Annotated in this window: 12 protein-coding genes; 6 read left to right on the top strand and 6 right to left on the bottom strand. The window is 63.1% G+C overall.

What is annotated here, in order from left to right; translation table 11 throughout:
• Window positions 1-5 precede the first annotated feature (5 nt).
• The gene (glgA, locus tag BM275_RS07160; protein WP_041013780.1) at window positions 6-1,556 is read right to left on the bottom strand and encodes a glycogen synthase GlgA; all 1,551 of its coding nucleotides are present in this window, start codon (window positions 1,554-1,556) and stop codon (window positions 6-8) included.
• A 297-nt stretch (window positions 1,557-1,853) separates the two neighbouring features.
• Here glgA and BM275_RS07155 point away from each other — a divergent pair, with 297 nt between their 5' ends.
• Complete coding sequence (locus BM275_RS07155; protein WP_090520252.1) at window positions 1,854-2,360, top strand: CinA family protein; 507 nt, start codon at window positions 1,854-1,856, stop codon at window positions 2,358-2,360.
• Here the strand turns inward: BM275_RS07155 and BM275_RS07150 are convergent, their stop codons facing one another.
• Window positions 2,361-3,473: a mechanosensitive ion channel family protein gene (locus BM275_RS07150; RefSeq protein ID WP_090520250.1), complete on the bottom strand. Its 1,113-nt coding sequence runs from the start codon at window positions 3,471-3,473 to the stop codon at window positions 2,361-2,363.
• 204 nt (window positions 3,474-3,677) lie between these two features.
• Between BM275_RS07150 and BM275_RS07145 the strand changes: the two genes are divergently transcribed.
• Both BM275_RS07145 and BM275_RS07140 read left to right on the top strand, forming a co-directional pair.
• Window positions 3,678-4,208, top strand: a complete 531-nt coding sequence (locus BM275_RS07145; RefSeq protein WP_023445378.1) for a ferritin-like domain-containing protein — start codon at window positions 3,678-3,680, stop codon at window positions 4,206-4,208.
• A 105-nt stretch (window positions 4,209-4,313) separates the two neighbouring features.
• Window positions 4,314-4,598 carry a DUF2061 domain-containing protein gene (locus tag BM275_RS07140; protein ID WP_090520248.1) on the top strand — a complete coding sequence of 95 codons (285 nt, stop codon included), beginning with the start codon at window positions 4,314-4,316 and terminating at the stop codon, window positions 4,596-4,598.
• Between the two features lie 7 nt (window positions 4,599-4,605).
• Here BM275_RS07140 and BM275_RS07135 read toward each other — a convergent pair whose 3' ends face one another.
• Window positions 4,606-4,881, bottom strand: coding sequence for a DUF1652 domain-containing protein (locus tag BM275_RS07135; RefSeq protein ID WP_090520246.1), 276 nt, complete (start codon window positions 4,879-4,881; stop codon window positions 4,606-4,608).
• 275 nt (window positions 4,882-5,156) lie between these two features.
• On the opposite strand from BM275_RS07135, the gene BM275_RS07130 reads away from it, so the two are divergent.
• The 3 genes from BM275_RS07130 to BM275_RS07120 all read left to right on the top strand — a co-directional run bounded on the left by BM275_RS07130 (window position 5,157) and on the right by BM275_RS07120 (window position 9,238).
• The gene (locus BM275_RS07130) at window positions 5,157-5,453 is read left to right on the top strand and encodes a hypothetical protein (RefSeq protein WP_090520244.1); all 297 of its coding nucleotides are present in this window, start codon (window positions 5,157-5,159) and stop codon (window positions 5,451-5,453) included.
• Window positions 5,454-5,479: 26 nt separating this feature from the next.
• Window positions 5,480-8,044, top strand: coding sequence for a DNA ligase D (gene ligD / locus BM275_RS07125; RefSeq protein WP_090520242.1), 2,565 nt, complete (start codon window positions 5,480-5,482; stop codon window positions 8,042-8,044).
• A gap of 165 nt (window positions 8,045-8,209) precedes the next feature.
• Window positions 8,210-9,238 carry a hypothetical protein gene (locus BM275_RS07120; RefSeq protein ID WP_090520240.1) on the top strand — a complete coding sequence of 343 codons (1,029 nt, stop codon included), beginning with the start codon at window positions 8,210-8,212 and terminating at the stop codon, window positions 9,236-9,238.
• A 142-nt stretch (window positions 9,239-9,380) separates the two neighbouring features.
• Here BM275_RS07120 and BM275_RS07115 read toward each other — a convergent pair whose 3' ends face one another.
• The 3 genes from BM275_RS07115 to BM275_RS07105 all read right to left on the bottom strand — a co-directional run bounded on the left by BM275_RS07115 (window position 9,381) and on the right by BM275_RS07105 (window position 12,192).
• Entirely contained in the window at window positions 9,381-10,541 is a 1,161-nt protein-coding gene (locus BM275_RS07115) for a DUF1615 domain-containing protein (protein WP_090520238.1), read from the bottom strand.
• 191 nt (window positions 10,542-10,732) lie between these two features.
• On the bottom strand, window positions 10,733-10,969 hold the full coding sequence (locus BM275_RS07110; protein WP_090520236.1) for a DUF2790 domain-containing protein: 237 nt from the start codon (window positions 10,967-10,969) through the stop codon (window positions 10,733-10,735).
• A gap of 287 nt (window positions 10,970-11,256) precedes the next feature.
• Window positions 11,257-12,192, bottom strand: coding sequence for a LysR family transcriptional regulator (locus BM275_RS07105; protein WP_090520234.1), 936 nt, complete (start codon window positions 12,190-12,192; stop codon window positions 11,257-11,259).
• Between the last annotated feature and the right edge of the window lies 1 nt (window position 12,193).

Below are 12,193 nucleotides of genomic sequence, written 5' to 3'. Positions count from 1 at the left end.
CCTCTTCAGATTAAAAGACGAACCTCGCGGCGCTCTCCGAGCAATTTCCGGTACAGCGCGTCATAGGGTTCGATGGCGTGACGCCAGAAAAAGCCGGCCCCCATCGCCCGGCAACGCATGGCGGCCAGCAGCTGAGGATGCTGATGGATCGCCAGCGCCCGCTGAACGGCCTGCCGGTAGCTGCTGACATTGGATTCGTTGAACAGGAACCCGGTGATGCCGTCATCGATGGAGTCGGCCAGCCCGCCCGTGCGACGTGCAACGGGCAGCGAGGCATAGCGTTGGGCATACATCTGGCTGAGGCCGCACGGCTCGTAGCGCGACGGCATCAGCAGAAAATCGCTGCCGGCGAACAGGCGGCGCGCATCGGTCTCGTTGAAGCCGATGTGGGCCGCGACACGGCCGGGGTACTGGGCGGCGAGCTGGCGAACCTGATGCTCGATCTGGTGATCGCCCTGGCCGAGTATCGCCAGCTGGCCGCCGCCTTCGACGATGGCATGGGCCACGTCGAGGGTCAGGTCGACACCCTTCTGGTGCACCAGGCGCGAGACCACGGCGAACAGCGGTGCATGGCAATGCTCGAGACCGAACGAATCGCGGATATAGGCGGCATTGGCCTCTTTGCCTTCCCAGTTGCGTGCGCTGAAACCCTTCACCAGATAGGGATCGCTTTCCGGCTCCCAGCTTTCGTCGATGCCGTTGAGCAGCCCACTGAGCAGTCCCTGCCGGGCTTTCATGCTGAGGAAGCCTTCCATGCCGCAACCGAATTCCGGCGTGGTGATTTCCTCGGCGTAGGTAGCGCTCACCGTGGTCACACGGTTGGCATAGGCGATCCCGGCCTTGAGCAGGGACAGCTTGCCGTAGAACTCCATGCGCTCCGGGTCGCAGGCCTCGGCGGGGATTCCCAGCAGGCGCCGCTGCGCCATGTCGATGTTGCCCTGGTAGGCGAGGTTATGAATGGTGAAGACGCTGGGCGTGTTCAACCCGCGCCAGTGCATGTAGGCGGGCGCCAGACCGGCTGGCCAGTCGTGGGCGTGCACCAGCTCGGGCGCCCAGCGGATGCAGGCCGTACCGGCGGCGATTTCCGCAGCGGCCAGTCCGAGGCGAGCGAAACGCACCGGATTGTCCGGCCAGTCGTTGCCATCGGCGTCACCGTATGGCGAGCCTTCGCGCTCATAGAGTTCCGGGCAGATCAGCACATAGATGATCAGGCCGTCGGGCATGTCCATCCGGCCAATGCGGCAGCCGGGAATCTCGGCATAGCCGCCCAGCGAGCCGACCGTGCGGATGGCGTGACCGCTGTTGATTACCTGCGAATAGCCGGGGATCAGCACGCGCACATCGTGGCGTGCGCCCAACGCCCGGGGCAGTGCCGCCGACACGTCGGCGAGCCCGCCGGTCTTGACCAGATCGGTCAGTTCGGAGGTGACGAACAGGATCTTGCGTTTGTCATCGTGGCTACTGCGAATCTGCAGGGCAGGGCGAGTAACCAGGGGTATGGCGGGTTGCGCCTTCGGTAGTCCGACAGGCAGGGCGTTCACAGCGGCAATACTCATCACGATCTCCCCAGAGCCCCGGCGTTCCAGGTGCCGGCGCCAGCTACGAGCATATTTCTCCTATGCAACGATCTGATGACCGTCACATACCATGAACACGACCAGGCTGAAATCTAGTTCGGAGCTGCCGCGAAGGCAGGTGGGGCTCCACCGGCCCTACCAGAAACCAGACCCGGCGTCGCGGTAGAAGTTCTTGAAAACCCGATCAACTACCGCTGCCGGAACTCGCAACCAGCCAACTTGCTCCGAATACAGAGTCGTGAAGGCGTTGAACCTGGATTGGTCTGAGCAAAAAACATGCAAGAGATCGAACGAGTCGTTGACTTTCTGCAACGCGAGGAACTGACGCTGACCACCGCGGAGTCCTGTACCTGCGGTTTGATGGCTTCGCTGATGGGCGATATTCCGGGTTGCGGCCAGGTGCTCGACAGCGGCTTCGTGGTCTATTCACCCAAGGCAAAGAACCGCCTGCTCAAGGTGGACTTCGAAACCATCGAGCGATTCGGCCTGACCAGCGAGGAGGTCGCACGTGAGATGGCCATTGGTGCGCTGAACGCCAGCGTCGCCACCCTCGCCGTGTCGAATACCGGCGTTGCGGACAATGATCAGGAGGATGAGGGCGGCACCCAGTGCTATGCCTATGCACTGATGCGGGGCGAGCGACAGGTGGTTGTGAGCGAAACGGTGCAGTTTGAAGGCGACCGTATCGCGATCCGCAAGCAGGCCGCGCGCCACGGTCTCACCCAGCTGCCAGCCAAATACGTCGAGTTGCTGAAGAAGTTTGAGGAACGCCAGGGTGATTAGTCACACCGGCGGCTGGCGCTCCGGTTCGACATGTTCGGGCTGCGATGTATCGACCCGCTGCTTGTGACCGACGCTGAGGTCTGCGCGCAGTTGCGGCAGTGAGTGCGGGTATTGCCGCTGGATGAAGCTCAGCAGGCTTTCGCGAATGTGGCAGCGCAGGTCCCAGTTGCGCGACGAATCCGGCGAACTCACCAAGGCGCGCAGCTGAATGGATTTCTCGCTGGTGTCGGTGACCTGCAGGACGCAGACCCGACCATCCCACAGCTCGGGGACTTCCTTGCACAGCCGGCGCAGCTCCTCGCGCAGCGGCTCCAGCGGCAGCGAATAATCGGCCCAGAGGAAAACCGTGCCGATCAGGCTGGAGCTGCGACGGGTCCAGTTCTGAAACGGTTTCTCGATGAAGTGCTGCAACGGCACGATGAGCCGGCGGTCATCCCAGATCCGCACGACGACGTAGGTGCCGGTGATTTCCTCGATGCGACCCCATTCGTTCTCGACGATGACCACATCGTCCAGGCGGATCGGCTGGGTCATGGCGATCTGCACGCCGGCGATGAGGTTGGCCAGCACCGGCCGCGCGGCAAAGCCCACCGCTAGCCCGGCAAGGCCCGCCGACGCCAGCAGGCTGGCACCGAACTGGCGGGCACCGGGAAAGGTCATCAGCATGGCCGCCGCGCCAATCAGCAGCACAAAGAAGGTCAGGGTGCGTAGCAGCACACGTGATTGCGTCTGTATCTGGCGGGCGCGAAGGTTGTCGACCACATCCACCGGATTGCGCAGCTGAATGAACTGCTGCAGCCCACGCAGCGAGCGCATCACCAGCCACGTGAGGGTGGCGATTATCAGCAGCGTGGTGACATGCCGTGCCGCGTCGATGAGATGCAGATCGTTCGGCGCTGACGTCCATACGCCCTGCACCCCTACCAGTGGCAACAGTAGCCGGACGGGCCTTTCCAGTTGCTCGGACAGCTCCCGGGTAAACAGGAAGGCTCGCGCCAGGCGCAGCGTCAGGGCGGTCAGCAGCCGGCCGAAGAGACTCAGGACCAACGCCACGAACAGCGCCGCGGCTATGGTGCGCAGTGCCGGCTGGCTGATGTAGTGATCCCACTGCAGGAGAAAGGCTGGAAATTCGATAGCGGGCGTTCCGGTTGGCCAGAGGTCTGGGGCAGAGACAGACAGCCGGCGGCGAAAGTTCAGGGCGTGCAGCCGGGAGGTGCGCCGGACGGGTGGGCGGAACTCCTATGGGCGGGATGTTTCACAAATTCCAAGCGGGTTGCAGAGCACGACCCGATTTTCTGACCCGATTGGAGTTGAACCATGCAGAGTGCACAGACCGGCAATGACGTCCGTACCGAACGCCTGATCGAATGGCTGCGCGATGCGCACGCGATGGAGGCGCAGGCCGAAACCATGCTGAACAAGCAGGCCAGCCGCATAGAGCACTACCCCGAACTCAAGGCGCGGATCGAACAGCACATCACCGAAACCCAGAACCAGGCCAAGCTGATCGAAGGCTGCCTGCAGCGCTACGACAAGTCCTACTCCGGCCTCAAGGACCTGGGCGGCAAGATGATGGCGATGGGGCAGGCCATGGGCGGCATGATGGTCAATGATGAGATCGTCAAGGGCGCGCAGATGGGCTACGTGTTCGAGAACCTCGAGATCGCCTCCTACAAGATCCTCATCGCCGCCGCCGAAGCGGTCGGTGACATGCAGACCAAGGAAGTGTGCGAGCGCATCCTGGTGGAGGAGGTGGCCATGGCCGACTGGCTACGCGACCACCTGGCCGAGCTGACCCAGGCCTATCTCACTCGTGCGGCCGAGCCGCATGTCGAGGCCAAGCGCTAAGCGACTAGCCCGGGCGCCCGGCTGCCGCTGGCCGGGTGCATTACCCCTCCAACTTATTAGCCATGCCGTGACCACTCGCCGTCGCGCGCCTGGTGGAAGCTAGCAATGAGACAACGCCCGCTACTCAAGACCTTGACCTTCGCTGTGCTGCATTTCGCGACAGCGTTCATCGTCGTCTATGCCCTCACCGGGAGCCTGGTGATCGGCGGGGCGGTCGCGCTGATCGAGCCGCTGTGCAACACCCTGGTGTTCTATCTCCATGAACGCGCCTGGCAACGCTTCGGCCGCCAGAAGGCCACCCACAGCCACAGCTATGGCCACGACTTATTCCTGAAATACATGGCGCGCGGCCAGACCGCCAGCAGCCGGATCGTCCGCACGCCTCGCTAAGCGAGGCTCATTCGACGTGACTGAGCTGTTTGCCTTCGGCGGGCAGCGAGCTACGCGTGACGCACATTTCAATGCGCAGTTCCTGCGCCAGACGCACCAGATTGGCGGCATCGCGGCACTGATCGTAGGAAATGCCGAGAACGGTCAGTTCTTCGTCCGGCGGCTCCTGAAAAAGGCGCACGCGAAGTGAGTTGTCGGAATCGTCGCGGCATTCGCACTGGAATGGGCGAAGGTAGGTGTGCAGGATCGCTTCGATCTTGAACAGCGGAAGACGCGTATTCATAAATCCTCCCTATGTAGGAAGGTGACTTGAGCGCAGTAAAGCGGCCTCTGCGCACCTGGTTTTCCCGACGTCATTCAACCGTAGCAGTGCTTGTCCGGTTGTAAATGCGGCGATCTGTCCACCCGGCGGATTAAGTCCGGCAACTGCTCTACACGGCAGTTTCCGGCCAGTGCCGCTTGTCGGAACCCGTCGGACGGCTCGATCTGTCCCTGCTGAACTTCATACCAGCAGGGGATGACCAAATTAAGTACGTCGTCCTTAAGCGGAGAACCGAGATGAAGAAAACGATGCTCACGGCAATCCTGAGCGCCATGGTTGCGCTACCGGCCATGGCCCAGTTTCCTGCTGGCACTCCGCGGGACGACACCGGCTCACGGCCGAGCCCCATGGGCAACCCGACGCCGCAGGAGGAAGTCGAAACCCGCCAGGACGATCAGGGACGCACCGTGACCGAAGATGGCCGGCTGGTGGCGCCGCAGTCGGGAAGCGAGGAAAAATCCACTGACCCGAACCGGCATTCGGCGCCCGGCGGGGCTGACGACAGTTCCACCGACGCTGGCAAGCTCGAGTAATCGCGGGACATTGCCGGAGGTCAGCCATGGCGCTCGACGAATACCAGCGCATGCGCGATTTTGCCGCCACGCCCGAGCCGTCGGGTAAGGCGCGCGGCAGGTCACGCAAGGTCCAGAGCCTGCAGTACTGCATCCAGAAGCACGACGCCACGCGGCTGCATTACGACTTTCGCCTGGAGCTGGATGGCACGCTGAAGAGCTGGGCGATCCCCAAGGGCCCCAGCCTTGACCCGAGCGTGCGCCGGCTGGCAGTGCAAGTGGAGGATCACCCGCTGGAATATGCCACGTTCGAGGGCTCCATTCCGGCCGGGCATTACGGCGCGGGCGATGTGATCGTCTGGGATCGCGGCGTGTGGATACCGCAGGGTGATCCGCAGGAGGGCTATTGCAAGGGCAAGCTCAAGTTCAGCCTCGAGGGCGAAAAACTCGCCGGCAGCTGGAATCTGGTGCGCACGCACATGGCTGGCAAGAAGGAGCAGTGGTTCCTGATCAAGTCCCGTGACGAGGCCGCGCGCGAGGAGGGTGAGTACGACGTCGTCACCGCCGAGCCGAACAGCGTGCTCAGCGATCGCACGCTGGTCCCACGCAAACGCGGAGCGGCCAAGGCTCGCGTTGCGGAAGCGCCGGCCAAGCCAGTCAAGGCGCCGGCAAGAAAGCGAGCGTCACGCAAGAAGAGCGACGCGGTAAAGCTGGAAGGAGCCGTCCCGGCCAAGTTGCCGGAGACGTTAAAGCCGCAGCTGGCAACGCTGGTGGACGCCGTGCCGAGCGGCGACTGGCGCTACGAGATCAAGTTCGACGGCTACCGCATGCTCGCCCGTATCGACGCCGGCAAGGTCGCGCTGTTCACCCGCAACGGCCATGACTGGACGGCGAAGATGCCGCAGCAGGCGTCCGCGCTTGCCGGACTCGGGCTTGAATCCGGCTGGCTCGACGGCGAAGTGGTGGTGCCGAACGAGGAGGGCGCTCCGGACTTCCAGGCATTGCAGAACGCGTTCGAAGCCGGACGCAGTGGGAGCATTCTTTATTACCTGTTCGACGTGCCCTATCTGAACGGCATGGACCTGCGGGATGTGCCGCTGGAACAGCGTCGCGCGGCGTTGCGTGAAGTGCTGGAAGGCAGCGACAGCGAATTGCTGCGTTTCTCCGAGGATTTCACCGAGCAGCCGGACAGCATTCTGGAAAGTGCCTGCCAGATGAAGCTCGAAGGCCTGATTGGCAAGCGAGCGGGCAGCTCCTATACCTCCAGGCGCAGCAGCAGCTGGGTCAAGATCAAGTGCAGCAACCGGCAGGAATTCATCATCGTCGGCTACACCGAGCCCAAGGGCACGCGCACCGGGTTCGGCGCGTTGTTACTTGGGCTGCATGACGACAGTGGAAAGTTGCTCTATGCAGGCAAGGTCGGCACGGGCTTCAATCAGGCCACGCTGAAAAGCCTACACAAGCAGTTGAAGAAGCTGGAAACCGACAAAAGCCCTTTGGCCAAGGCAGCACCTGCTGCCGATGTGCGCGGCGCGCAATGGCTCAAACCCGAACTGATGTGCGAGGTTGCCTACGCGGAGATGACCCGCCAGGGCGTGGTCCGCCATTCGGTATTCCATGGCCTGCGCTCGGACAAACCCGCCGACGCCATTACCCATGAACGAGCCAAGCCCGCCAGTCGTAGCAGCAAAGCCGAGCAGCGGCAGACCGACCCCATCGGCAGCGGGCGGATCAAGATATCCAGTCCCGAGCGGGTCATCGACCCCAGCAGCGGCATCACCAAGATCGAACTGGCCCGCTTCTACGCGCAGATCGCGCCCTGGGCGCTGCCGCAGCTGCGAGCGCGCCCGCTGGCCCTGGTGCGCGCTCCGGAGGGCATCACCGGCGAGCTGTTCTTCCAGAAGCACGCCGACAAACTGGCCATCCCGCACCTCACCCAACTCGACCCGGCGCTAGACCCGAAGCACGGTGCGTTACTGGTGATCGACAGCGCCGAAGCGCTGGTCGGCGCCGCGCAGATGGGCACCATCGAGCTGCACTGCTGGAACGCGGTAGCGCCCGAGCTGGAGCATCCGGAACGCTTCGTGCTCGACCTCGACCCGGACCCGGCGCTGCCCTGGAAGAGCATGCTCGAAGCCACTCAGCTGACCCAGACGCTGCTGGACGAGATCGGCCTGACCTCGTTCCTCAAGACCAGCGGGGGCAAAGGCATTCACATTGTCGTGCCGCTCGATCCGGTACACGGCTGGAGTGAGGTGAAGGCCTTCAGTCAGGCCATCGCCAAGTACCTGGCCAAGCTGCTGCCGTCGCATTTTTCCGCCGTAAGCGGGCCGAAGAACCGGGTTGGGCGCATCTTCATCGACTACCTGCGCAACAGCCGTGGCGCCAGTACCGTCGCCCCATATTCGGTGCGTGCCCGCGAGGGCCTGCCGGTCTCCGTGCCGATCCACCGTGAAGAACTGGCGGACCTCAAGGGCGCCAATCTCTGGACCGTACGCAATCTGCTGGAGCGCCTGCAGGAACAGGGCGACGACGATCCCTGGGCGGATATGACGCGGGTCAGGCAGACCATTACCGCGCAGATGCGCGAACGTCTGGACATGTCGGCTTAATCCGCCGCTCGTCTAAACACTGGTCGGTCTACACCGATAGGGCGATAGCCGGGTGGCACCACCGGGGAAACAATCGGCCCGTTCAGGGGAGCGGTAATGGTGAGGGAGGCGCCAGACAAGGCCAGCATGATGTCGGCCAACACAATATTCGAAGGAGTGTCCCGCATGTTCGCGCATAAACCGCTTATCGCCTGCTTCCTGCTCGGCTCGTTGCCGGGCTTGGCCTTGGCACAGGCCGTAATGAACCAGACTGGAAACGACAACGAAATCATCCTCGAGCAGCGTGGGGGCTCGAATTCGGCCTTATTGCTGCAGCAAGGGGATGCGAACTTCTCGCGAGTAGAGCAGGGCGGCGGCGAAACCTCGCTGCAGCCCACGCAGTTGGAGCTCCTCCAGCGGGGGATGGGTAACCAGGCGACGGTGTATCAGGCAAGCGATTATAACTTCGGGCATTCGGCGGCGGTCGTACAGCTGGGAGATGAGAATGTCGCCGAAGTCGTGCAGGCCGACGGTAACGGCTCCCAAGCGACCATCCACCAGCAGGGCGCACGCAACATCCATCGGGTCCAGCAGCTGTTCTATGCCAACGGGCTGGAAAGTCGCACATTCGGCACGAACAATCTCACCGAAGTCACTCAGACCGGTGCTGCGACCGCAACTACCCAGCAGATCGGCAGCGGCAACCGGATCACCATCGACCAGAACGTGTTCGCCTATGGCGGGGGAGTCACCGTTGATCAGGACGGCGCCTTCAACGAGGCCGCGGTTACTCAGGTGGGTGGCCGTTACTACACGGGCGAGGTCGACCTGACGCAGGCCGGCAGCGCTAACAGTGCGCAAGTGGTGCAATGGGCGGGGTTCAGCAACCTCAGCTTTACCCAGAACGGAATCGGCAACGAGCTGAAGGCGAGGCAGGGCACGCGAACCGGAACGATTCGAGGGACCTCGGCCGGCAACGACAATCGCGTCAACATTGACCAGAGTTTCGACGGCCCGGTGCTCGACATCGCGCAGAACGGTTCAGCCAACGAGATCGATGTGGTGCAACATGCCGCCTATGGCACGGCTTCGATCAGCCAGACCGGCGATGCCAATGTCGCTGTGCTCAATCAACTGACGGAATTCGCCGCGCCGCCGAGCGCCGCCATCATCCAGAACGGTACTGGCAACAGCACGTCCATCACCCAGCACTGAGCCGCGCTGATGCGGCCGTCAGACGGCCGCGCTACGTTCTCAATGGTCGGTTACCGTAGCGCTCGTTATGCGCGCTACGGCCTGGGCCAGTGACAATTTCAGTGTGGTGTCATGTAGCGGTCGCCGGCCATGCAGGCTCTCGCTAGTTGCGGGCGCGCTTCATGCACGCGAGGTGGCGGTCATTGACCCGGTTGGCGAACCAGGCGGTGGTGAGGTTGCGGGTGATCTTCGGGCTTTCCAGTCGGATTCCCGGCAGCACCGCCCGAGGTAATGGCTTACCCGCGCGCTTTTCGGCCAGTGCGAAGACCTTTTCATAGAGGTCGGTTTTCTCGAAACCATGGGTTTCACCGCGCTCCAGTGCGTTGCGAATCGCCGTATCGCTCATTTCCAGCTTGCCCGCCAGCGCGCGAACTGCACGCTCGGTCTGGCCAGCATTGCTGCTGCCGTGAATGATCAGGTCGCCGTCGAGGGCCAGCTTGATGCCACTGGCACGGCTCACCGCGGCCTGAAACGCGGCGTTGCGACTGGCGTACCAGCCGGCATTGAAGTCGGCAAAGCGGTACAGCGGTTCGCGATAGCTGGTCGGGTAGTCGAGCAAGTGGGCGATGCCGAAATACATGCCACCGCGGCGCGTGAAGACTTCGTCGCGGATCGAACCTTCACGTTCATAGGGGTAGGTCCATCTGCGGTCTTCGGCAAAGGCGATGCTGACCTGCATCGGGCCGCCGGTCTTGACCGGATTAAGCGTGCCGAACAGTTGCTTGCCGAGCGGCATGATGCTGAGGAAGTCATCGAAGATCGCGCTCAGCTGCTCTTCGGTGCGCACGGCCGCGAGACGCTGGCTATAGGTCTTGCCGTTGGGTGACTTCACGTCCAGCGCCGCATCCACCACGAAACGCGGGACGTGCAGGCGGCCGGCACGACGGTAGATTTCCTCCCGCGCGATCTTCGCCAGGCCGGGGACGGGCGGGGTCGCCTGGAATGTCGACTCCTGCACCGTCACGGCCAGGACCGAGCAGATGTTCTCATCGTTCGGTGGGATATCCAGCGAATCGAAGGCTGTATAGATGTCCTGAGCCCACCCCTGACGATCGGGTATGTTGGCGGGGATCAGGCGAGCGATCTTGGCCCGGACTTCTTCCGGCTTGGGCGCTGGAGTCTCCGGCTGCTGGGTTCCACAACCGGCAAGACCGAGCAACGCCGCTGCGACCATTGCTGCCAGTAAAGGGCGAGTGTTGCCAGGAACTGGTCGGGTAGCAGCAGGGCTGCATGCCGAGCGGAAGGTTGAAATCGAAATGGTCATGCGGTCCTGAATGTAATGAGCGCCTGGGGCTCGGACAGTAAAACAGCCGAAACCGTTCTGCCTCTTTCAGAACTGCGATTCAAAAACGACTGGTTCGCTTGCCGAATCCCGGCGCGCACCTGACCTGCCGCGCACAGCCTGTGCCAGTGCCGCAAGCGGCGTACGCTTAGCTGTAGCAGCTCGCGCCGGACTCAGAAATCGTGGCAATCCGGGCCCTGACGCAGGTACGTGGTTTCGTGGGTTTCGCCCTTGGAATCCACATAGGTCATCCGCGCGGTCACGACCTCGCAGCCGCCAGCGGGCACGTCCATCGAGATGACCTTGGCGATGTCCAGCTTGTCGCCATATTGATAGGCCTTGGGTTCATCGGCGGCATACGTCAGCTGGGCACTGAGCGCCAGGCCGGCAATCCAGATCAGTTTGTTCACAGGTAACCTCCAGAGCGCCTGCGGGCCCAGGTCGCTGCGACGTGGGGCGAAGGCAGGCATTTCTTGCGTGCAGCACCTGCCGGATGGCAGACGCCGGGAAATAAACGAGGCTGCCACGAGGGAAAGCAGCCAAAAGGTGGCAGGACGACCGATCGAAGGAACGCTCGACCGACGAAGGAGCGGACTGGCTTCTAGCGTCCGTTGCCACCCGGCAATTTTAGTGAGCGACCAAGAGGGGAAAAAGCGCGCCAGCGGTGAAGCACCTTTACCCGCCGCGCAACAATCAATCAGGCCCAATGGGCCGGGTCCTGCAGGATGCGGTGATAGTTGGTGAATGCGCGCGGCAGCTCCAGCGCGAGAAAGTCGACCCAGGTCTTGATCTTCGCGTCGAGAAAACGCCGGGACGGGTAGAGCGCGTGGATCTGCTTTTCCTGCAGACGATAGCGGGGCAACAGGCGCAGCAGTGCGCCGCGCTGCAGGGCCGGAGCCGCGACATAGTCGGGCAGCAGGCAGATGCCCATGCCGGCTTCTGCCGCGCTGGCCATGGCTTCAGCCACGTTGACCTTGAACGCTTCGCCAAGGCGAATCACGTCTTCGGCACCGTCTGCGATGAAGCGCCATTCATCCGCGAAGACCGGGTCCGCCAGGCGCAGACAGCGGTGCTGTTGCAGGTCACGCGGTTGCTGCGGTACGCCATATTGTTCGAGATAGCCGGGCGCCGCGCAGACAACATTGCCAACCTCGCCCAGTCTCTGGGCGATCAGCTCGGAATCCGGCAGCTCGCGGGAAAGCGTGATGATGACGTCGAGTCCGGCTTCCAGCAGATCGGGCTGGTGTTGCGAAAGGGTCAGGTCGAGGCTCACTTCGGGGTAGCGCTCACCGTATCTTCCGGCCAGCCCTGCCAGCAGCTGGATGCCCAGACCCGTCGTCGAGTGCACGCGCAGGCGCCCGCGCGGGGTCAGATGGGCCCCGCAGGCTTCCTCCTGTGCCTGGTCCAGCTGAGCCAGGATCTCGCGCGATCGTTCGAGAAAACGTGCGCCGACCTCGGTCAGCGCCAACCGCCGCGTGTTGCGGTTGAGCAGGCGCGCGTGGAGGTGGTTCTCCAGCTCCGCCAGCAGGCGGGAAACCTGCGCGGTGGACGTGTCGGCCAGCTTCGCCGCGGCGGTGAAGCTGCCGGCGTCGACTACCCGGACGAATACCCGCATCGCTTGCAGCATGTCCATC

Origin of the sequence: Stutzerimonas kunmingensis (assembly GCF_900114065.1) — a bacterium.
Taxonomy (GTDB): Bacteria; Pseudomonadota; Gammaproteobacteria; order Pseudomonadales; family Pseudomonadaceae; genus Stutzerimonas; species Stutzerimonas kunmingensis.
Note: the sequence above shows the minus strand (reverse complement) of the source record. Positions and strands in the feature narration are given on the sequence as shown.

Coding starts and splice junctions, on each gene's coding strand:
- glgA (WP_041013780.1), bottom strand. CDS start 1,556: ATGAGTATTGCCGCTGTGAACGCCCTGCCTGTCGGACTACCGAAGGCG.
- BM275_RS07155 (WP_090520252.1), top strand. CDS start 1,854: ATGCAAGAGATCGAACGAGTCGTTGACTTTCTGCAACGCGAGGAACTG.
- BM275_RS07145 (WP_023445378.1), top strand. CDS start 3,678: ATGCAGAGTGCACAGACCGGCAATGACGTCCGTACCGAACGCCTGATC.
- BM275_RS07140 (WP_090520248.1), top strand. CDS start 4,314: ATGAGACAACGCCCGCTACTCAAGACCTTGACCTTCGCTGTGCTGCAT.
- BM275_RS07135 (WP_090520246.1), bottom strand. CDS start 4,881: ATGAATACGCGTCTTCCGCTGTTCAAGATCGAAGCGATCCTGCACACC.
- BM275_RS07130 (WP_090520244.1), top strand. CDS start 5,157: ATGAAGAAAACGATGCTCACGGCAATCCTGAGCGCCATGGTTGCGCTA.
- ligD (WP_090520242.1), top strand. CDS start 5,480: ATGGCGCTCGACGAATACCAGCGCATGCGCGATTTTGCCGCCACGCCC.
- BM275_RS07120 (WP_090520240.1), top strand. CDS start 8,210: ATGTTCGCGCATAAACCGCTTATCGCCTGCTTCCTGCTCGGCTCGTTG.
- BM275_RS07115 (WP_090520238.1), bottom strand. CDS start 10,541: ATGACCATTTCGATTTCAACCTTCCGCTCGGCATGCAGCCCTGCTGCT.
- BM275_RS07105 (WP_090520234.1), bottom strand. CDS start 12,192: ATGGACATGCTGCAAGCGATGCGGGTATTCGTCCGGGTAGTCGACGCC.